We start from the raw sequence: 21531 nt of genomic DNA, 5'->3' as shown, positions 1-21531 counted from the left end.
CTGCCAGTGTTGCAACAAAATTGGCGCTCTCGACATGCGATCTGCCGGTTGAACACATACCGTCGTGTTCATGCCGACGGCGTCGCACCGCGCGAGCAGTGACCTCCGGAATCTATCTTCACATCACCCGCGTACAGGCAGGCTGCGCGTCCTGTTGGCGATGTCCCTGGTCGCATCATTGGTTGTCACTGACGGGGCACCCGCTGCCCTGCGGTCGAGGCCAGACCGGGCTGTGTCCGGTCCCGTAACGCTGACAGTGGAATCGGGCTTCATTTCCCTGACCTCCAGCTCGACACCTCTGGAAGCCTTGACGATCACCCGGCGCGCCACCGTCTCACTGAACCCGGGCGAGAACGGCCGAGGACTCGACGCGATCATCACGTCCGAATCTCTCACGCCCCCTTCCGAAGCCGGCAATCCCACACCCGGGAGCATCCCGGTCGTCCTGGTACACGGGACCGCCGAGAATCAAAAGTACTGGGACGCGATGACGACGAGCCTGCACGATGCCGGGATGAAGGCATTCACCTTCGAATACGGACAGAAGGGATTCCAGGGTCTCGTCGGGTCGATCGGACAAAAGATCGGGCTGCGCGGATTCGGTGACGTCGAGGTGTCCACCCAACAGCTTGCCGATGAAGTGGCGACGGTCTTGGACCGAACCGGCGCGGGCAAGGTAGACCTGGTGGGCCACTCACAGGGCGGCCTGCTGATCAAGAATTTCGTGGCACAGGACAAATCTGACAGAGTCGCCAATGTCGTTCAGCTGGCGCCGTCGACCCACGGCACCACCTTCAGCGGACTCGCCGACTTCATCGGCCCCGTCGGCAATTCCGTCAACATCAACGGCTGGAAGCCCGTCAAAGACGTGATCTACACGGCCGCCGGCGCACTGGCGTGGCCATCGTTATCGCAACAAACCGTAGGCAGCCGCTTTCTCGAGAAGCTCGACAAGCTTCCCGACACCAAACCTGGTGTCGACTACCTGGTGGTGAGCACCAAGGACGACGTGGTGGCCACTCCGTACCGAGCTCAATTCATCACAGCAGCACCGGGTTCCACCGCAGTCAACATGGAAGTGCATTCGTTGCCCGGCGTGCCGCGAGACGGGGTGGTAGACCACGGCCTGAACACCGGGGACGTCATCTCGGCTGTGACCAATTACCTCAAGTCCAGCCAGTCCGCACCGCGCACCGCCGATCAGATCAAGGCCAATCCGGGTACCACTCTCACCCGCGACGGCGGCACGACAACCGTGTCCGAAGGCAGCAAGGTCGTCGCGACCATCGACGAGCCATCCGGATCTGCAAAGCAGAACACTGCCAAGCAATCTCGTGAATCGGCCGGCAAGTCTGCTACCGGCACCTCGGTCACCACGCCCTCGGGAGCGACCCTTGAGGTGGCCGGGCGCGATGTCACGCTGACGCGCAACGGCCAATCGGTCTCCATCAGCGATACACACGGTGTGACGGTCGCCAAAAGCCCGGCCGAACAGTCATCGGGTACCACGAGCTCCCCACCGGCGGATCACCCTGCCAAGGCCGACCAGAAGTCCTCGGCAGCCGAGCCCACGGGAATCACGCCGAAAATCGGCATCGGTGCCAATGGGGTAGCCGAGCACAGCGGGACAACGAGGGGCGGTAAACCCGCAGACCACCAGACAGGCGGCACCGCAACCGATTCGCCGTCCACGAAGCCCTCGAAGACGCCGAAGTCACCGACGGATAGCGAGAAGAGCGGCACGGCGACCGCGGGCGCCGGAACCGGGGCGCACGCCACCAACGGCACATCCGCACGCACCGGATCATCGAGCAGCCTTGGCGGGCAACAGTCCTCCGCGCCGAAGGCGACCACAGGCACGTCGGGATCAGGCCCTAGATCGGCAGCGGGTACCGGCGACAGCAAGCCGGGACATTCGGGTGCGGGCTCCAGCCCGGATTCCGGAGACCACAAGAAGTCCGCCGATGGGCCGTCTCACGAACACTCCGCAGGCGACTCCTAGCGGCTGCGCCGCCGCCGCTGTTCTACGGGATCCGGAACCGGCACAGCGGCAACCAATGTGCGGGTGTAGTCGGTGGATGGGTTATGCAGAATCTCGCGGCGCGGACCCAACTCCTCCAGGACACCATGGCGCAGCACCGCGACCTCGTCGGCCAGTCGATCCACCACCGCCAGGTCGTGACTGATGAACAGACAGGCGAACTGCCACTGACGCTGTAGCTCCTCGAACAGGTCCAGGACGGCTGCCTGTACCGACACGTCAAGCGCACTGGTGGGCTCGTCGGCGACCAACAGGTCGGGTCCCAGCGCAAGCGCCCTGGCCAGGTTGGCACGCTGGCGTTGTCCCCCGGACAGCTCATGGGGATAACGATTCTCTGTGCCGGCCGGAAGCTGCACGGCGTCGATCAACTCAGCCACGCGGGCAAGAATCTTGCGCTGATCGCCATATCGGTGCACCCGCATGGGCTCGGCAATACAGTCACCCACAAGCATTTTCGGATTCAGCGAGGTTGCGGGGTCCTGAAAGACGAACCCGAACTTGGCACGCAGCGGACGCAGCTTGCGTTGGCTCATGCCCACAAGCTCCTGCCCGAGCATCCGCACCGAACCCGAGGCAGGCTGCTGCAGCGCAGCCACGCATCGCCCGATGGTCGACTTTCCGGAGCCCGACTCCCCCACCAGCCCGAGGGTCTTCCCACGACCAATACCGAAGCTCACATCGTCGACCGCACGGAAGGACGAGCGACCCAGTAGGCCCGGGAATTCCACGACCAGGCGGGACACCTCCAGGACGGGCTCGGTCGGTTCCCCAGCCCGGGTGGGAGCATGTTCGGGGTCTCCCTGTCCCAGGTGTGGGACCGCCGCCAGCAGGGCCCGGGTGTACGGTTCGGCAGGCTCGGCGAAAAGCTGTTCCACCGGCGCTATTTCAACGACCTTCCCCTGCTTCATGACGACGACCCGGTCGGCGATATCGGCCACCACACCCATGTTGTGGGTGATGAGCACGATCGCACTGCCGATCCTGTCACGCAGATCCCTGAGGAGTTCCAGGATTTCGGCCTGCACCGTAACGTCCAGGGCGGTGGTCGGCTCATCGGCGATGATGACCGTGGGGTCGCACGCGATGGCGATCGCGATGACCACACGCTGTTTCTGGCCACCGGAGAGCTGATGCGGATAGCAGTCGTAACGACGCTCCGGATCGGGCAGCTGCACAAGCTTGAGTAGTTCGATGACACGTGCGCGGGTCTGTGCGCGTGTCATATCCGAATGCGCGCGGACCGCCTCACTCACTTGATATCCGATGGTGAACAGTGGATCCAGTGCCGCACCGGGCTCCTGGAAAACCATGGCGATGTCCTTGCCGCGCATGGCTGTCAGCTCGCGAGCCGACAACGTGGTCACGTCGCGGCCGTCGAGTAGGACTGAACCGGTAATGCGTGCGGTCTCGGGGAGCAGCCGGATGGCGGTGCGCGAGGACACCGACTTACCCGAACCCGACTCACCGACGACCGCCAGCACCTCTCCCGGCCTGACGTCGAATGACACATCTTCGACGGCAGCGACGGAGCCACTGTCGGTGCTGAAGGTCACCGACAGCGACCGGAACGACAGAGCGGCCAACGGTTCCTTATCGCTCATGCTTCCCCCCGCCTGGTCCGCAGGAGCGGGTTGATGATCTCGTTGAGACTCTCGCCCACCAGCGTCATCCCGAGCACCACCAACACAATGGCGGTACCGGGAAAGACTCCCGTCCACCAAATGCCGTTCGCCACATCCGATAGCGCTTTGTTCAGGTCATAGCCCCATTCGGCGGCTTGGGTGGGTTCGATGCCGAAGCCGAGGAACCCCAGTCCTGCCAGCGTCAGGATGGCCTCCGCACCGTTGAGCGTGATGATCACCGGTAGCGACGAGGTGACATTGGACAGGATGTGCCGGAACAGGATTCGTGGGGTACTGGCACCGGTGACCCGTGCGGCGTCCACGAACGGCTCTTGTTTGACGCCGACGGTGGCATTGCGCACCACCCGGAAGTACTGCGGCACGAAGACGGCCATGATGGCAATGGCTGCGGCGAGAATGCCTCCGCCGGTACTGGATTGACCTCCAGTGACCGCTATCGACACCACGATGGCCAGCAGCAGTGAGGGCATGGCATACAGCGCATCCATCACCAGCACCAGCACCCGGTCCAGCCAGCCGCCCAGGTACCCGGAGGTCAGACCCAGCGCCACCCCCACCGGCAGGGACACCACCAGCGAGGTCACTATGACCAGCAGCGCGGTGCGGGCACCAAACAACACCCGCGAGAACACATCTTCCCCGCGCACCGAGGTTCCGAACCAGTGCTGCCAGGACGGTGCCTGCTGACGCACAAAATCGACGCCGTCCGCACTGGTCTGGGCGAATCCGTACGGCGCCAACAGGGGCGCCAGTATCGCAACGAGAATAAATCCCGCGACCAGGACCAGACCGGCCACCAGTGTGAACCGCTGCAGGCCATGCGTGGAACGCAGCACACCCACGCCCGGCAGGCCACGCAGCCGGTCCCCCAGAGGCGCCCTGACCGATGCCGTCATCAGAACCTCACCCTCGGATCGATAAAGGCGACCACCACATCGATGACAAAACTCATCACCGCGACGATGATCGCGATCACGGTGACGATGCCCTGCACTGCGACGAAGTCACGCGCCGAAAGATAGTGCACCAGTTGTGAGCCCAATCCATTCCACTCGAAGGCCGTTTCGGTGAGCACGGCACCGGCGAGCAGCATGGCAATCTGCATGCCCATCACCGTGACCACCGGTACCAATGAGTTCCGGAAGGCGTGCCGCCCCACGACGACTCGCTCCGAAAGCCCACGGGCACGGGCGGCGTCCACATACCCCGCACGCAACGTCTGCAAGAGATTGACGCGCACCAACCGCAGGAACACCCCGGCGGTCAGCAGCCCGAGCGCCAGCACCGGTAGCACCAGATGCTTGAGCGCATCCACGAAATATCCGCTGTTGCCGTACAACACGGTGTCCACCAGCAACAGGTGGGTGCGGTGCGGCATGGCATCCAGCGCGATCTCGGTTCCCACGGTGCTGCGCCCCGAGGCCGGCAACCATCCCAGTTTCACCGAGAAGAAGAGCTTGAGCAGGATCGCGACGAAGAACACCGGGGCCGCGTAGAAGAACACCGCCGCCAGCCGCAACGACACGTCGGCGATCCTGTCACGATGCGTTGCCGCCAGTCGCCCCAAGGGAATACCTACCAGCAGGGCCAAGATGATCGCACCGGTGGCAAGCTCCAGGGTAGCAGCACCGTTGACCACGATGATGTCTGTGATCGATCGCTTGTCGGTCAACGTGCGCCCGAAGTCTCCGCGCAGCACGCCGCTGAGGTACTCCCAATACTGGGTCCAGATGGGCCTGTCGAACCCTGCGTCGGCCTTGCGTTTGGCGATCTCAGCGGGTGTGAGCCGCCCACCGGCCTGTGCGGTGATGGGATCGCCGATACCGCGCATGAGCACGAACACCAGCGTCATCAGGATCCATGCCGTCGGAATGATCAGTGCCAGACGTACCCCGAGATAGCGCAGCAGCGTGGTGCTCATGCGGCGCTGCCCGTCTTCTTCAGCGGGGTGAACTGGAATTTGAACGAGGGACCGAGCTTGATCCCGTCGACATTCTTCACCGACACCGCAATCTGTTTTCCGGTGAGCAGCGGCAGCGTCGAAATGTGGTCCCGCGCCATCAGGTCCTGGATCTGCCCGATGATGCTCATGCGCTTGGCCCGGTCGGGTTCGGTGGCCTCGGCGGTGATGAGCCGCGTGATGGTGTCGTTCTCGAAGTGGTTCACGACCATGTTGTCCGGCATGAAGAATGGCGTCAGATAGTTGTCAGGATCGGGGAAATCGGGGAACCAACCGAACTGATACACGGGATACGAGTCCGATGACCGCCTCTCCTGGTAGGCGACCCATTCCGTGGACTGCAAGTCCACCCGGAAAAGGCCGGACGACTCGAGTTGCCCCTTGACCGCCGCGTACTCCTCCGATGAGTTACTCCCGTAATGATCCGGGTTGTACTGCAGATTAATCAGCACCGGGACTGGAATCTTGGCATCGGACAAGAATTTTCGAGCCAACTCGACGTTGGGCTTGGCCCCATATAGCGTCTTGAATGATTCGGTGGCACCCGTCATCGAGTCCGGTACCACCGAATAGGCCGGGGTGTAGATGCCCTTGTACACGTTGCGGGACAGTGCTTCACGGTCAACCAACGAGGAAACTGCCTTGCGGACGGCGAGCTTCTGGGCATCCGTGCCGCCCGGCATGGTCTTGAGATTGAAGACGATGTATCTGAGCTCACCGCCGGGCCCCTCGTGTACGGCAAGCCGGGGATTGACCCGCAGTGTCTCGATGTCGTTGGGCGACAGGCTCCGGTAGGCGATGTCGATGGCGCGGTTCTCGATGTCGATCTTCAGGTTCTCGCCACCGGTGTAGTACTTGATACCGACCAGCTCCCATTGCGGCTTACCCAGTCCGCCAATGTATGTGGGATTGGCCCGCAGCCCTATCAGCTGGTTCTTGCTGTGCGAGGTGATGGTGTAGGGACCCGCGAACGGCTCGGCGCGTGCGATGGCGTCGTCGTCGAGCAGCCGGTCCGGCGGAAAGACCTCTTCATCGATGATGGGTCCGGCATTGGTGGCCAGCACCTGAGGAAACGTCTGGTCGTTAGGGAGTTTGAGGCGGAAGTCGACGGTCAGGTCATCGGGTGTCTCAATACGATCGAGGTTGGCCAGCAGCGACTGCGGCCCGTTGGGATCGTCGATCACGCGCTCGCGGTCATACGAGTACTTCACATCCGAGGACGTCAGCTTGTGCCCGTTGGCGAACACGGAGCCGGGCTTGAGCGTGCAGCTGTACACCGTGGGGTTCTTGAAGCCGCACGATGCCGCCAAGTCGGGTTTGAGGTCGCCGGTCCCGGGGGTGAAGTTCATCAAAAATGGGTAGACCTGGTTCTCGACCTGAAACGAGCCGTTGTCATAGGCCCCCGCCGGGTCCAGGGTGGAAACGCGGTCGGTGGTACCCACCGTGAGGTATTCACCGTCGACAGCTCCCGGTGGCCTACCCACTCCACACCCGGCAACGAGCAGCACGGATGCGGCCACGGCCAGTTTGCGCATCCGACGAGTATGGCAACACTTGCCCCAACCCGCTGAGGTGCGGTGCAATAGATGTCACAAGGCCGACCAAGCGAGCGTTAGGTAGGTTGGTTGCGATCCCGCCGTCCGCGTCAGCGCCCGGCGGTCACCACACCCAAGCCACCCGAGGGACAGAAATGAAGACTGCCGTCACCGGAGCCGCCGGCTTCATTGGTACCAACCTAGTCAGTCTCCTCGTGGAGAATGGCCATGACGTGGTCGCCATCGACCGCGTAGTGCCCAGCTCACCGGAGACTCGCGGGGCCGTGACCTGGGTATCCGGCGATGTGCTCGACCTGACGTCGATGACCAAGGCCCTCGAAGGCGTCGAGGTGGTCTACCACCTGGTGGCCGTCATCACCCTCAAGCACGAAGACGAGCTGTGCTGGCGCATCAACACCGAAGGCGCGCGCACCGTCGCGCAGGCCGCCCTCACCGTCGGAGCCCGCAGGATGGTGCACTGCAGCTCCATCGACTCGTACTCCAACAGTGTGGCCACCATCGACGAGGAGTCGCCGCGCTCGACGGGTGCCGACCTGCCCGTCTACCAGCGCTCCAAATGGGGTGGCGAAGTAGCTGTGCGTGAGGTCATCGAGTCCGGGCTCGATGCCGTCATCGGCAACCCCACCGGGGTTTACGGTCCGGTGGACCTGCCCAACCTGTCGCGCATCAACCAGCTGCTGTTCAACAGTGCGCGCGGCCGACTGCCCGGCATGGTGAACAGCCAGTACGACCTGGTCGATGCCCGCGATGTCGCGGCAGGCCTGTACCTGGCCGGAGAGAAGGGCCGCACCGGTGAGAACTACCTACTCGGCGGCTACATGGGCAGCCTGTTACAGGTGTGCCGTCTGGCTGCTCAGCACGTCGGCAAGCGCGGCCCGTTGTTCGCGCTGCCCATGGGACTTCTCAACGCTGCTATCCCGGTGATCGAGCCGATCGGCAAGCTGCTGAAGAACGATGCACTGAGCCGCGCCGCGTTCAACAAACTGACCGTGTCGCCCGCCGTCGATATCACCAAGGCCCGGACAGAGCTGGGCTATGACCCACGATCCACGGCGACAACGGTGACCGAGCTGGTGGACTTCTTCGTCAGTTCAGGCCGGCTCTAGCCCCAGCGCGCGAGCCCCCGCATTGGGCACCAACACATCGATCGGGGCGTTGCCAGGTTCCCGTGTGAGGTCCTAGACGAATTCCCTGACGTGTCCAGTGAGACCAGGTCAACGGCGCACATGGGTGAGCCAGGCTTGACCACCCGTGTCGAAATCACGGATACAGGAAGGGAAATCGCGACGACCTCCGTGTCAGGGAACGGATCGAACTATTAGCCCATATTGACCAAGGTGGCAGAGGCCCTGCGCGCGCGTGTAATTGGCGTGTCGCAGTGTCAGGGTAGTTGAAACTGGCAACAATCTATACCAAGATCACCTCTCGGATATTCAATCAGGAGGTGACGTGGACCAGCTGTCGATCCCGCCGCGTTGGGGCACCCTGGCGGCGGAATTGGCACAGCGCCAAGGCCTGAACGCAGCCAAAATGCTGACGAATGTCCAGATTTCGCCACGATTCCTCGACGGCGAGCCCGCCGAGGTGAGCCCTGCGCAGTTTCGTACCCTGGTACGTGACATCCTCGCCCGCACGGGCGACCTATCGTTTGGCAGCAGTCCCGTGCCGGTCCCACCCGAGACGCTCGGGGTTCTGATGTTCAGCCTCGCGACATCGGAAACAGCAGGGGCGGCTTTCGCCCGCTGGGCGGCCTTTCGGGATGCCATGCCGCTGGTGCCTAGCTTGGCAGTGACCAGATCCGCCGACCTCGCGACCGTGACGTTAGAGGTATCGACGCTCAGTCTGCCCGATGCCACGGTGACGGAATGGACTCTGGCCATCGTGGTCCTGCTCTGGAGCTGGGTGACCATGCGGTCGATACATCTGGAACGCGTCTGCCTTCCTCAAGCCCGCCCCGACGGACGATCCGATCGCAGCAACTTACTCCGGGCGCCGATCGAGTTCGGTAGTAGTTCGGCCGCAATGATTCTGGACGCCAAGCTTCTCGATGTTCCGATTCTGCGCACCGAGGAGGAGATCACCTCGCTACTCGAGCACCCGGAGCAGATCTGGTTCGACGCCCGCGGTTATCGACAGGAACTACCAGAGCGTGTCGAACGGATTGTCAGATCAACTGTTGGACAAGGTATTCCAACCGTCAGCGATATCGCGACAGCGCTGAATATGACACCCTCGGCACTGCAGCGTTCACTTCGAAGCGAGTTCGGCACCTCGGTGCGAGAGGTCAGGGATGCCACCCTCCGCGCAGAGGCCATCAGGAGCCTGGACGGCGGAGCGGAGTCTCTCAGCGATCTGTCGATCCGCCTTGGCTTTTCGGAGTTGAGTGCCTTCACCCGCGCCTTTCGGCGTTGGACCGGTGCGTCACCGGCCCAGTACCGAGACGGTGCGCGTTCGGTCAAGTAATTCGCCCAATTCGGTCATCGCACGCTCCCCTTCCATCCCGTAACCTCGGGCCAACGCGATCCGAGGGGGAGAGTTTGCTATCTGCTGAACGGCGTTTCGAGTTCTCCCGCAGTCTTGAGGAAATCTCTTCGGTGGCCGGCTTCGAGCTACCGTCCTCCAGCGATATCGAACCCGGCAATCACGCGCCGTTCGCCTTCACCGATGGGGCTCGCCGGCTGAGTGATCTCACCGTCGGCGACGAATTCACCACACAGACCGGAATCGCCGGTCTCATGACACCCATCGAATGGGTGATCGTCGAAATCACCCACACGACACAACTTCTCGCCGCCCGTCGGGGCCGTTATCAGGTGGTGTCACAGGGGCTGCAGGGGGCAACCGCCACCGTCGTGCTCAACGTCTACGAGCAGACACCTTCAGTGGTGGCGGAATTGTTCGTCCTGATCGACGAGGTAATCCTGACCGGCGACCTTCAGCATTCGTTCATGACAGCACTCGACAGCATGATCGACACTCAGGTTGAGCTCATCAAGGCGAGCTCGGAAGTGCTTCGCGACGTCACCGTTGTCGAAGAGTACCCGCCGCGGGGACGTCAGACTTAGTGCGCTTGAACGGAATCCGCACTGTCGTTTGATGTCTCCCGCGCGGTCGCGGCGAGCATGTTTTCGACCACATTCTTGCCGAGCGCCGTTTCCTTCGGGAGCTCGATCGGGTAGTGACCGTCGAAACATGCACAGCACAACCGCGACCGGGGTTCCTGGGTCGCCGCGACCATTCCTTCGGCCGAGATGTATCCAAGGCTATCGGCACCGATCGCGGTGCGAACACCATCGAACATCTCGTCGTCCGACTCCACCGCGTTGGCGATGAGTTCTGCGGGAGAAGCGAAGTCGATGCCATAGAAGCAGGGCCAGCGCACCGGCGGCGACGCAATGCGCACGTGCACCTCGGCCGCCCCGGCCTCGCGCAACATCCGCACCAACGCCCGTTGGGTGTTGCCACGAACGATCGAATCGTCTACCACCACAAGCCGCTTGCCTCGGATGACCTCGCGAAGAGGATTGAGCTTCAAGCGGATACCGAGCTGGCGGATGGTCTGCGACGGCTGGATGAAGGTGCGGCCCACGTAGGCGTTCTTCATCAATCCCTGCCCATACGGGATGCCCGAGCCTTGCGCATACCCGACGGCCGCCGGAATCCCGGACTCGGGAACACCGATCACCAAGTCGGCATCTACGGAGTGTTCGGCGGCAAGCCGACGCCCGATCTCGACGCGGGTCGAGTGCACGGAGCGCCCGTCCAGCATGCTGTCGGGCCTGGCCAGGTACACGTACTCGAAGACACAGGTCTTGGGTGTCGCGTTGGCGAATCGGCTGGAGCGGACGCCGTCGGCGTCAATGGCAAGCAGCTCGCCGGGCTCGATATCCCGCACAAAGGAGGCGCCCACGATGTCCAGGGCTGCGGTCTCCGAGGCGACCACCCACCCGGTGTCGAGGCGGCCCAGGCACAGTGGCCTGACCCCGTGCGGGTCGCGCGCCGCGTACAGCGTGTTCTCATCCATGAATACCAGGCAGAACGCGCCGCGGACGGTGGGCAGCAGCGACATCGCTGCTTGCTCGATGGTGGTATCGGCGGCGCCGTGCGCCAGCAGTGCGCCCATGATGTCCGAGTCGGTCGTGGCCATACCCGGAGTCTTCGGGTTGATAAGCCCCGCGTCGCGTGCCCGTTCGGTGAGCTCGGCGGTATTGACCAGGTTGCCGTTGTGTCCCAACGCCACCCCGGTGCCCGCAGCAGTCGTCCGGAACACGGGTTGAGCGTTCTCCCAGGTCACCGAGCCGGTGGTGGAGTAACGGCAGTGCCCGATCGCCACATGTCCAAGCATGGCGGCGAGTGTCTGCTCGTCGAACACCTGACTGACCAGCCCGAGATCCTTGAACACAACCACCTGAGAGCCATCGGCGACAGCGATACCGGCGGCCTCCTGGCCGCGGTGCTGCAGCGCGTACAGGCCGTAATAGGTGAGTTTTGCTACTTCTTCGCCGGGTGCCCAGACCCCGAATACGCCGCATTCTTCACGAGGGTCGTTTTCCAACTCAATCGGCTGTGCGGTCACTATGGCTGCTCCCTGGTGGGGGGTGGGTGACCACATCAGTCTACGGGTGAAGGTAGCTGAACGCTGAATCGGCAGGCCGCGCCCGGCAAAAGTGCCCGTCGATACCGTCACGGACGTGATCGAGGCCACTGCGAGCCCTTACCGTGGCGCCCAGAGAGACGAGTTCCCAAGACGTCCAGCTAGCCGAGCGGCACCAATGGCAGCCAGTCGGCGATCTCGGCGGCACGTGATCCGGACACGGTGACGGTGCGATCGACGATGGCTCTGTCCAACGTCAGCAGACCCGTCGCCAACAGCAGCCAGGTACGCGGGGTGGTCTCCACCACGTTGGGCGGAGTACCGCGGGTATGACGTGGACCCGAGATGCATTGCACCGCAACGAAGGGCGGTACCCGTACTTCTACCGACGCTCCGGGAGCATCGGCTGAGAGAGTTCGGGCGGTGAATCGGACGGCGTCGGCGAGTGCCGCACGTTGCGGCTCGGGCGCCTGCGCGTCACGCAACCAGTCCGCGACCGCGAGCACAGCCGCCCGCGTCGAGGAAGCGTCCGGCGGGCGAGCTGGCATGTTCGCCAGCCTATCCGTGGAGCGCCGGAGCCCGTCCGGGGAACCTACGCCCCGTCACAGATTCCCGAGTCACGAATGGTGTTGCCGTAAACATTGGCCGTGGCGATGTTGGCGTTGATCACTCCGGATGGCAACTGCTGCTTGATCTTGTCGCTGATCTGAGTGAACTGGAACCACAGGTGATAGAACGAGTCACCGTTGTAGAGCGGCGAGTACTGGCTCTGATCCGGGTAGTTGGTGATGTACAGGGCGTGCACCCGAGGATCCAGGAACGCCGCGGACTGGTCGAGGTTGGCGGTCACCACGTTGCCGACAGTGTCCGAACCCGAGGCCGCCCAGACGTCGTGGTGATCACGTAGGTAGTTCTGGAATCCGTACACCGACCCCATCAAGGTGCCGTACTGCGCGTTGAACCACTGACAGGAATCACGTAGCGCCGTGAACTGCTCATCGCTCGCCCGGTTCTGCCACATGTTGTACGGGAACACCGAGGTGTTCGGTGACCAGTCCGACGGGTAGGGAACGAACACGGGTAACGACGCGCCCGCTCCGGGCTCGGCGCCTGCTGGTGCGGCCAGCGCCACTCCTACGGCCACTGCCATACCGGCCAGCACTGCACCGGCCCTGCTCATCCAGTTCGAGACCATCTGTGCAGTATTCCGTCGAATGTCGACTTTTGGTATCAGTTGCTCGCACTTTCTCGCCCCAACTCGACATTCGGCCGCGAAACGCACAGGGTTGCTACCGCGCCCGCCTCATTGAGCGCCAGATGGGTGAGCATTGGTGCCACCATGCTCCCCGATCGCTCGCGTAGCCAACCCAACATCCAGCCGAACATGCCCGTGACCAGCACCGTTCCCAGGACGGAATCGCCTGCGGCGCGAGCGGGCCGGATATGGGCCAGCCCGAAGGCCATCGCCTGGGCCACACCACCCAGCCCGCGGCCGAACGCCTCGACGGCCACAGGATGCAGCACCCCGCGGAATGCGAGTTCCTCCGACCACACCGTACCCACCGGAATGTGCAGACCCAGCCAGGCCGCCGGATGCAGGCCGATGTCCCGTTCCCGCATGGATGTGCGCACCGGTTTCAGTGCCGGAGAGGCACCGACGACGGCGGCCACCACCGCTGCGGACACGCCACCGAGCCGCAACCCGGCCGCCAGCTGAGGTTGTCGAAGCCCCAGCGGGATACCCGCGACGGCCGCGAGTGCCGAGCTGGCGCCCGCCCCGATCAGCGGACGCCAACGTTGCGGGAACCGCTCCAGGACCGTCGGCCAAGCCACGAGCGCCGCGGCCAGGATGAGCACCCTGACGCGAGCGGTCACGTGTCGGGGCCGTCGAGCGACGCGGTGTCGTCCAGAGCCTTCCGGATGCGTTCGGTGTCCTGGGGGGTCCAGCCGTCGGGCGGGGCGATCGCCGCCCAGCCGTTCACCGACGAGATGCCGTAGTTGTGTCCGTGCCCATCGGGTACGGACACGGCATTGGCCAGGTCTGCGGCCACCTGCCAGAAGGTGACGATGGGATACCAGCGCATGGCGACAGACCGGTCACCCACCGGTGCTTCCTTGAGCCAATCCGGTTGGCTGAAAAGCAGATCCGTGGACCACCAGGTCACCGGATCTGACGGATGCTGCACGAAGAGCACCCGAGGGCTCTGCCATGGAGGTCTGGCGAGGGCGTCGATATCGGGGCCTATCGCGAAACGCGCCGTGAATCCGCTGTCGTAGACCGGGAGCGCTTCCAACGTGCCCCGGTCACGCTTGGACACCAGCTCATTCCAGATCTGGCTGAAGTTCGGCGGACCGGTCCACAACACACCGTCGACGCCGGCCGCGCGGATGTCGCCGAGGCCGTCGAATGCGCCTTGTCCCGCGAAAGATCCCAGGCTCTCGCCGTAGATGAGCAGCTTGGGGCGATGCCCCTGCGGCTGCTGCGCCCACCGCTTCTGAACGGTATCGACCAACAGCCTGCCCGAGGCCAGCGCCTTCTTCTTGTCTGCCAGGAACGAGATCCAGCTCGGCAGGAACGAGTACTGGGTGGCCACGATCGCGGTGTCGCCGTTGTACATGAGCTCGACACCGCGCGCGGCGGCCGGCGTCACCCATCCGGTTCCGGTGGTCGGGACGATGATCAGCGCCTTGCGCTCGAAAGCCTTGGTGCGCTCCAGTTCCCGCACCAGGATGTCGGCGCGCTCCTCGGCGGTGTCGGCGGTTTCCAGGCCCGCGTACACCCTGATGGGTTCCTTGGCGTGGCGACCGTTCACCTTGGTCAGCTCGTCGGCATGTAATCCACCGGAGACGAAGTTGCGCCCCTCGTAGCCGAGGCTTTCCCAGGAGGCAAGCGACGCCGGACTTCCGGAACGCTCCGGCTGCGTGGGCTGTTCCACCCCGGCCCGGGTGGTGTCGTTATGCGGACCGAATGAGGCATTGGCGGCAGAGAAGAAGCCGCGCACCAGCACGCCGTTGAACAACATGATGGTGAGCACCGCGACAATGGCGGTACCGATGAGAAGTGACACCTCCTGACTCAGACGCAGCCGCCGGATGAGGAACCGGGCCAGCAGCCGAACCAGGTCACGCAAGATTCGTGCCACCGAGATAAACAGTGCGCCAACGGCAATCGAGACGAGGAACGATTTTGAATACTCAATCGTTGTCGGCCCCTGAGTCTCCATAAGCGCCGCGATCTGACGTTGCCAGCGGGCGGCCGGCACGATCATCGCCAGCGAGCACACCGCCGAGAGCAGCACCACCCCGAGCTTGGCGGTCACCATCACCCGGTCACGCAGCGGCCACCATTTCTGGTGGCGAAGCCAGAAACGCAGCACCAGTTTGGAGAGCGCGACACCGATGCCGTAGCCGATGGCCGCGGTGGCTCCGCCGATCAGACCCTGGAACAGCCAGGTACGCGGCATCAGCGACGGGGTAAGCGACAAGCAGAAGAACAGTGCGCCGAAGGCGATTCCACAGAAGTCCAGGCGCAACAGGTTCCACGCCCAGGCCACCAAGGGGTGCCGACTCTCGAGATGCTCCTCTAACTCCTGGAAAGCCAGCCAACTGCGGCCGATCCAATCATCGGGATCGACGGTGCTCGTCGTGACCGGGACTCCAGGAGTCTCGCTCATCCGAACAATCCGGGCAACACACCTTCATGGACTTCACGCAGCTCGGCCAGGGTGACCGAGAACTGCCCCTGCACCTCAACGGAATCCGACCCCTGATCGACAACGCCGATGCGCACCGCGGGCAACTGCCGCGCCTCGCACATCGCGACGAATCTGCTCTCCTCGGTGCGCGGGACCGCGACCAGCACACGCCCGGCGGACTCGGAGAACAACGCCACGAAGGGATCGGCTCCCTCGGGAAGCAGGATGCGGCAACCGGTTTCGCCGGCCAATGACGACTCGATGACGGCTTGGATGAGTCCGCCCTCGGACAGGTCGTGAGCGGCGGACACCAGCCCGTCTCGCGATGCGGCGGTGAGAATCTGCGCAATTAACTGCTCGCGGGCGAGGTCGACCTTCGGCGGAGTGCCTCCCAGGTGATCGTGCGCCACCTGCGCCCAGATGGACCCGTCGAACTCGTCGGCGGTGTCGCCCAGCAGTATCAGCGTTTCTCCGGGTTCCGTGCCGAATCCCGTAGGGATGCGCCGTTTTACGTCGTCGATAACGCCCAGTACCCCGACCACCGGAGTGGGCAGGATGGGGGTGGTGCCGGTCTGGTTGTAGAAGCTGACGTTGCCGCCCGTGACCGGGATACCCAGTTCCACACAGCCATCGGCGAGACCGCGAACCGCCTCGGAGAACTGCCACATGACGCCCGGGTCCTCCGGGGAACCGAAGTTCAGGCAGTTGGTCACCGCGACGGGGGTCGCACCGGAGGCCGCCACATTGCGGTACGCCTCGGCGAGCGCCAAGCGGGCGCCGTTGTAGGGATCAAGCACCGTGTACCGACCGGAAGCATCAGTGGCCAAGGCGATTCCACGCCCGGTTTGCTCGTCCACCCGGATCACGCCGGAGTCGGCATGCTCGGCGAGCACGGTGTTTCCGCGCACGTACCTGTCGTACTGCTCGGTGATGAAGGCGCGGCTGCACAGATGCGGGCTGCCGATCATGTCCAGTAGCGTCTGCCGCAGTTCCTCGGCCGTGGCCGGGCGCGCCAAACCTGCTGCACTGTCGGCGATCAGCGCGTCCTGGGTGTCGGGTCGGGCCACCGGACGCTGGTAGACGGGGCCTTCGTGCGCAACGGTGCGCGGCGGCACGTCCACGACGGTCTCGCCGTGCCAGGTGATCCGCAGCCGGTCACCATCGGTCACCTCACCGATGACGGTGGCCAGCACATCCCACTTGCGGCACACGGCCATGAAGGCGTCTACGTTCTCCGGGGTCACCACCGCGCACATGCGCTCCTGAGACTCACTGGAGAGCACCTCTGCCGGGGTCATTCCGGTCGCGCGCAGCGGCACCTTGTCCAGATCGATGTGCATGCCGCCATCTCCGGCCGAAGCCAGTTCCGATGTGGCGCAGGATAGTCCGGCACCGCCGAGGTCCTGGATGCCGACCACCAGATGTGCCGCGTACAGCTCAAGGCAGCACTCGATGAGCACCTTCTCGGTGAACGGGTCGCCCACCTGCACGCTGGGGAGCTTCTTGCGCGAGGCACCATCGGCCTCGTCGCCGCCAAAGGTCTCCGAGGCCAGCACCGACACACCGCCGATGCCATCGAGACCGGTGCGTGCCCCGAACAGGATGATCTTGTTGCCGGTGCCGGAGGCGAAGGCCAGATGCAGATCTTCCTTGCGCAGCACGCCGGCACACAGCGCGTTCACCAACGGATTACCGGCGTACGAGGCATCGAACACCGTCTCGCCGCCGATGTTGGGCAGGCCCAGCGAGTTCCCGTAACCGCCGATACCGCGGACCACACCATCGAAGACACGACGGGTGTCGGGGGCATCGGCAGCACCGAAACGCAGCTGATCCATGACGGCGATCGGCCGGGCGCCCATGGCCATGATGTCGCGCACAATGCCGCCCACACCCGTGGCGGCGCCCTGGTACGGCTCGACGTATGACGGGTGGTTGTGCGACTCGACCTTGAAGGTGACCGCCCAGCCATCACCGATGTCCACCACTCCGGCGTTCTCACCGATTCCGGCGAGCATCGCCGAGCGCATCTCCTCGGTGGTCGTCTGCCCGAAGTAGCGCAGGTGCACCTTGGAGGACTTGTACGAGCAGTGCTCGCTCCACATCACCGAATACATAGCCAGCTCGGCGTCCGTGGGACGGCGCCCGAGGATTTCCCGGATGCGGGCGTACTCGTCGTCCTTGAGCCCTAGTTCAGCGAAGGGCTGCGGGTGATCGGGGGTGGCTGTTGCGTTGTCGACCGTATCAACCCGTGAAGTCACGAACAGATTCTAACGTCGAACCCGACTTGCCCTCGCTACGCGCCATGCTGGCCGTACGGAGCGGCGATATCGACCGGTGGGATCACCCTGGTCTGATTCGCGATGATGCACAGAGCGCGTAGTTGTCCACGCTTTCCGACCAGGCCCGTCATACTTGGAAAGTGCTCCGTGCAGCTTTGCTGGTCGCAGTTGGGTTCCTGACGGGTTCATCTCTGCTGGCCGCCGGCGGCTGCGCGGCAGGTCAGTCCGACCCGTCTGGCTCGATCGCTCAAGCGATCAACGGCCTGCCCGGCGTGGAGAGCACCACTCACAGCTTCTCAATCGGCTGGTACGACACATTCACGGTGCACCTGGACGCAAACGTCCGGCCTGAGATCACACCAGAACAGCTCACTGCAATCTGGGAGGTTTTCACTCGTCAGGTGGAGAAGGCCGGAGCCGGCCATGCACATGTCAACGTCCGGCTGACCATCAACGACTGCCCGTCCACCGTCGCTCGGCCGGACCGTTACTGCGGTGGGATCTCCGAGACCACCGACATGGAAAGTGCCGAACCCGTGCCCAACTGGCAAGAGTGGCAGGCGCTCATCCGGGGGCACTACGGAAACGACATCCGCGTGAACTCCAGCCATATGAGGGGTCAGTCGCGCAAGCAGATCACGGTGGCGTTAGACCCATGGGCCGATGGGAAGCCGAGACAAGCTCGCGTGCAAGACTTCTCGTCCCTCTTCCGTCGCGTCGCCACGGACTTCCCGGGCCTGCGCGAGGCAGCATGGACCGCCGCCGGACCACAGACACCGGAACACGTGAACGATCTGGAACTCGGTACCTCCCGGGGATTACCCACCGACGCCGAGTTCGGTCTCTGGGAAGCGCTCTCTGCCATTGCCCCGGCGAGGATGAACCTCGTCAGGGACTCGGGGACCAGCGACGAGAAGTCATTGGTTGCCGTCACGCTCCCGGGCACCGGCGAGACCAGCTGGCGAAGCGCAGCGCTGAGCCAGCTGATGCTGCTCAAGGCGTATGAGCATCGGGTCAAGTATGAGGCGACATACGGCAAGAACACACTGACGGTCGTTGTCGGCGGCTGCTCACCAGAGTTCGATACCGGATCCCCGTTGCAGAACGAGCTTCGCCAGTGGTTCGAGACCTGCTCCTAGTGATCTGCGCCGATCAACACCCGCAACAGCTCGCGCCTGCGCAGAATCATCGCCGCCCAGATCAGCAGTCCAAAGCCGACCGCGAACACCACGGCGAACCAGACTTCCTCGTGCATGTCGATCGTGACCGCGCCCCCTAGGTAGGCTGTCAACCCCACGGCGCCGAGCACCGCGGTACGCGGAATGGCCCACACGATGGTGCACGCCAAGAGCACCCAGCCAATGAGCGCGGTCTGATACGGCGCGAAACCCAGCTGCTCGGTCGCCTTCTGGGCGAACTCAGCACCAAAGATCTTGGGTAACGCATCACCCAACAGGAACAACAGGATGATGCCGCTCAGCGCGATACCGATCTTCTCCGGTGTCGATTTCTCACTGAAGGTGGATGTGACGGACATGAGATTCCTTTCTCGAAATCCCCGATGGAACAACTCTAGAGAGACGGACCGACACAATCGATGAAATTCATCGCTCGAGCGCCCATCGGCTCTCGTAGGCTCGGGCCATGACCGTCACGATCGTCGCCAAGAATCCCGTCGTCGCCGCTCTGGCCGCGGAGTGGACCGCGTTGGACGAACTCGGCGCCGCCTTGACAGACGAGCAGTGGGCCGCTCCGTCGGTGCTGCCGGGGTGGACGGTCAAGGATGTCATCGCGCACGTGGTGGGTACCGAACGCCTGCTGTCGGGAGACCCGATCCCAAGCACCGATGAGGCCGTCGCCAATCTCCCACACGTGCACAATCCCGTCGGCGTTCTCAACGAACGGTGGCTGACCTACTACCGCAAGCTGCCGCCCGTGGCGGTGCTGAACGACTTACGCAGTGTGACCAGCGCACGCCTTGCCATCCTGGAGGGCCTGTCCCAGGAGCAGTTCAACGCTGAGACGTCGACACCGGTGGGGCCGGAAAGCTACGGCCGGTTCATGCAGATCCGCGATTTCGACTGTTGGATGCACGAATTGGATGTGCGTGACAGCCTCGGACTACCCGCACCGGCCGACCCGGTGGCGGCGACACCGGCCCTTACCGAGCTGATCAACGCGCTGCCGTTCCTGATCGGAAAACGAGCGGGTGCACCCCAGGGCAGCCGGATACGTTTCGTGCTCACCGGAATTGGCGCGCAGAACATTGATATCGAAATCCCCGACCGGGCTCGCATCGTCTCGGCCCTCTCTAGCGCGCCGCACGTGACGCTCACCGCCGACACCTGCGAGTTCGCCCGTCATCTGGGTGGGCGAGCCAGCGCGAACCGCGACGGATTCACCCTCGACGGCGATCCGGACCTAGGCCGGCACATCATCGCCAACCTGCGCTTCACGATGTAACGGGTAGCTCCAGAAAGGCTTGCAGCGCATCGGAGTACATCGGAACGTCGTGCGCACCCATCAGTTCACGCACCGAATGCATGGCCAGCGTGGCGGCACCGACGTCGACAGTGACGATGCCGGTGTGTGAGGCAGCGAACGGTCCAATGGTAGAGCCGCACTGCATATCCGCCCGATGTTCATACCGCTGATACGGGACACCGGCCCGCTCGCAGGCCAGCGCGAATGCCGCCGCACCCCGGCCATCAGTGGCATACCGGACGTTCGGATGAATCTTGATCACCGGCCCGGCATTGACCGTAATCTGGTGACCCGGTTCGTGCCGATCCGGGTAGTTGGGGTGGGTGGCGTGCGCCATATCGGCCGAGACCATCAGTGAGGCAGCCGCGCGCCGTAGGAAATCCTCCCGGGTGCCGTTGCTGGACAGCACGATCCGTTCCAGAACTGTCGACAACAGGTCCGAGTGGGCGCCGTGACCGGACACCGAGCCGATTTCCTCGTGATCGAAGAGCGCGAGCACGAGCGTCGAGCTGGACTCGGCGGCAAGAAACGCCTCCAATCCGGCGTAGCAGCTGGCCTGATTATCCAGACGCGGGGCGCTGACCAGGCTCTCGTCGGGGCCGATGAGCGCCGCGGCCGTCAGGTCATGCGTCATGAGATCGCGTCCGAGAACATCGGCCGCGGCGACCCCCAGCTGTCCGGCAATGAACTCGTCGAAGCTCTTCCCGCCGCTCCATACCGAATTCACATGCCACTGCGGGTCGATCACCCATTTCTTACGCTCCTCGGCGCTCACCATGTGGATCGCCAGATTCGGCACCCGCAGGATCGGCTGGTCGATGCGAATCAGGGTGGACCGCACCGCATCTCCGTCGCGCACCAGCACCCTTCCGGACAGCCCCAGATCGCGGTCCAGCCAGGTCTGCACCCATGCCCCGCCATAGGGCTCCAGGGCAATCATGGGCCAACCCGCCTGCACGCGATCGGCATTGGCCTTCACCCGGAGGTTCGGGCTATCGGTATGCGCCCCGATCACCCGGAAGGCCGCGTTGTCGTCTCCCATGTCGACACCGCGCCAGGCGACAATCGACCCCGACCGCACCGTGAAGTAGTCACCCGAGTGCCCCGGCCAGCGCTGCGCCTCGAACAGCTCGGTGAAGCCTTCCTGACGGAGTCGCTGTGCCACCGTGTCCACCGCGTGAAACGGAGACGGTGAGGCGTCGATGAATTGGCACAGTCCTGATGCGGTCGCGGTCACGCTTCCCATGATGGCTGACTGGATTGGGTCTAGGGTCGA

17 protein-coding genes and 1 pseudogene are annotated in these 21531 nt (G+C 63.9%); 6 read left to right on the top strand and 12 right to left on the bottom strand.

Going from position 1 to position 21531, the window contains the following annotated elements; translation table 11 throughout:
* The first annotated feature begins 70 nt into the window (after positions 1–70).
* A complete protein-coding gene (locus MSTE_RS03400) occupies positions 71–2002 on the top strand; it encodes an esterase/lipase family protein (RefSeq protein ID WP_096505383.1) in 1932 nt (643 codons plus the stop codon).
* On the opposite strand, the gene MSTE_RS03395 is transcribed toward MSTE_RS03400, so the two are convergent.
* From MSTE_RS03395 to MSTE_RS03380, 4 genes are read right to left on the bottom strand one after another with little or no spacing between them, the layout of a single operon-like run.
* Complete coding sequence (locus MSTE_RS03395; protein WP_096498999.1) at positions 1999–3642, bottom strand: ABC transporter ATP-binding protein; 1644 nt, start codon at positions 3640–3642, stop codon at positions 1999–2001. The two genes, MSTE_RS03400 and MSTE_RS03395, sit on opposite strands and share 4 nt — an antisense overlap.
* Positions 3639–4580, bottom strand: a complete 942-nt coding sequence (locus MSTE_RS03390) for an ABC transporter permease (RefSeq protein ID WP_096498998.1) — start codon at positions 4578–4580, stop codon at positions 3639–3641. Before MSTE_RS03390 ends, MSTE_RS03395 begins: the two co-directional genes overlap by 4 nt.
* On the bottom strand, positions 4580–5605 hold the full coding sequence (locus MSTE_RS03385; RefSeq protein WP_096498996.1) for an ABC transporter permease: 1026 nt from the start codon (positions 5603–5605) through the stop codon (positions 4580–4582). Before MSTE_RS03385 ends, MSTE_RS03390 begins: the two co-directional genes overlap by 1 nt.
* Positions 5602–7128 carry an ABC transporter substrate-binding protein gene (locus tag MSTE_RS03380; protein ID WP_162291549.1) on the bottom strand — a complete coding sequence of 509 codons (1527 nt, stop codon included), beginning with the start codon at positions 7126–7128 and terminating at the stop codon, positions 5602–5604. Before MSTE_RS03380 ends, MSTE_RS03385 begins: the two co-directional genes overlap by 4 nt.
* Positions 7129–7334: 206 nt before the next feature.
* Here MSTE_RS03380 and MSTE_RS03375 point away from each other — a divergent pair, with 206 nt between their 5' ends.
* From MSTE_RS03375 to MSTE_RS03365, 3 genes are all read left to right on the top strand, one after another.
* Positions 7335–8306: an NAD-dependent epimerase/dehydratase family protein gene (locus tag MSTE_RS03375; protein ID WP_096498992.1), complete on the top strand. Its 972-nt coding sequence runs from the start codon at positions 7335–7337 to the stop codon at positions 8304–8306.
* Between the two features lie 343 nt (positions 8307–8649).
* Positions 8650–9663, top strand: a complete 1014-nt coding sequence (locus MSTE_RS03370; protein ID WP_096498990.1) for an AraC family transcriptional regulator — start codon at positions 8650–8652, stop codon at positions 9661–9663.
* A gap of 74 nt (positions 9664–9737) precedes the next feature.
* Positions 9738–10265 carry a hypothetical protein gene (locus tag MSTE_RS03365; RefSeq protein ID WP_096498988.1) on the top strand — a complete coding sequence of 176 codons (528 nt, stop codon included), beginning with the start codon at positions 9738–9740 and terminating at the stop codon, positions 10263–10265.
* Here the strand turns inward: MSTE_RS03365 and purF are convergent.
* The 6 genes from purF to purL all read right to left on the bottom strand — a co-directional run bounded on the left by purF (position 10262) and on the right by purL (position 17750).
* Complete coding sequence (gene purF / locus MSTE_RS03360) at positions 10262–11776, bottom strand: amidophosphoribosyltransferase (protein WP_096498986.1); 1515 nt, start codon at positions 11774–11776, stop codon at positions 10262–10264. The two genes, MSTE_RS03365 and purF, sit on opposite strands and share 4 nt — an antisense overlap.
* 179 nt (positions 11777–11955) lie before the next feature.
* Positions 11956–12342, bottom strand: coding sequence for a sterol carrier family protein (locus MSTE_RS03355; protein ID WP_096498984.1), 387 nt, complete (start codon positions 12340–12342; stop codon positions 11956–11958).
* Between the two features lie 44 nt (positions 12343–12386).
* A complete protein-coding gene (locus MSTE_RS03350; protein WP_096498982.1) occupies positions 12387–12989 on the bottom strand; it encodes a hypothetical protein in 603 nt (200 codons plus the stop codon).
* Positions 12990–13024: 35 nt separating this feature from the next.
* Positions 13025–13669 (bottom strand): Rv0804 family intramembrane glutamic endopeptidase, encoded by a 645-nt coding sequence (locus tag MSTE_RS03345; protein ID WP_096498980.1) that lies wholly within the window; start codon positions 13667–13669, stop codon positions 13025–13027.
* Positions 13666–15468: an alpha/beta hydrolase gene (locus tag MSTE_RS03340; protein WP_096498978.1), complete on the bottom strand. Its 1803-nt coding sequence runs from the start codon at positions 15466–15468 to the stop codon at positions 13666–13668. Before MSTE_RS03340 ends, MSTE_RS03345 begins: the two co-directional genes overlap by 4 nt.
* Positions 15465–17750, bottom strand: a complete 2286-nt coding sequence (purL, locus tag MSTE_RS03335) for a phosphoribosylformylglycinamidine synthase subunit PurL (RefSeq protein ID WP_096498976.1) — start codon at positions 17748–17750, stop codon at positions 15465–15467. The genes MSTE_RS03340 and purL overlap by 4 nt, the downstream gene beginning before the upstream one ends.
* 137 nt (positions 17751–17887) lie before the next feature.
* Here purL and MSTE_RS03330 point away from each other — a divergent pair.
* A pseudogene (locus tag MSTE_RS03330) lies at positions 17888–18910 on the top strand (hypothetical protein); the annotation flags it as partial.
* On the opposite strand, the gene MSTE_RS03325 reads toward MSTE_RS03330, so the two are convergent.
* The gene (locus MSTE_RS03325) at positions 18907–19308 is read right to left on the bottom strand and encodes a DoxX family protein (RefSeq protein WP_096498974.1); all 402 of its coding nucleotides are present in this window, start codon (positions 19306–19308) and stop codon (positions 18907–18909) included. The pseudogene MSTE_RS03330 and the gene MSTE_RS03325 sit on opposite strands and share 4 nt — an antisense overlap.
* A gap of 107 nt (positions 19309–19415) precedes the next feature.
* Between MSTE_RS03325 and MSTE_RS03320 the strand changes: the two genes are divergently transcribed.
* Entirely contained in the window at positions 19416–20234 is an 819-nt protein-coding gene (locus MSTE_RS03320) for a maleylpyruvate isomerase family mycothiol-dependent enzyme (protein ID WP_096498972.1), read from the top strand.
* Here MSTE_RS03320 and MSTE_RS03315 read toward each other — a convergent pair.
* Positions 20224–21492: a M18 family aminopeptidase gene (locus tag MSTE_RS03315; protein ID WP_096505381.1), complete on the bottom strand. Its 1269-nt coding sequence runs from the start codon at positions 21490–21492 to the stop codon at positions 20224–20226. The genes MSTE_RS03320 and MSTE_RS03315 overlap by 11 nt on opposite strands.
* Between the last annotated feature and the right edge of the window lie 39 nt (positions 21493–21531).

The sequence above is a fragment of the [Mycobacterium] stephanolepidis genome, from assembly GCF_002356335.1.
GTDB lineage: Bacteria > Actinomycetota > Actinomycetes > Mycobacteriales > Mycobacteriaceae > Mycobacterium > Mycobacterium stephanolepidis.
The sequence above is the reverse complement of the archived record's forward strand: the minus strand, read 5'-3'. Positions and strand labels throughout refer to the sequence as shown.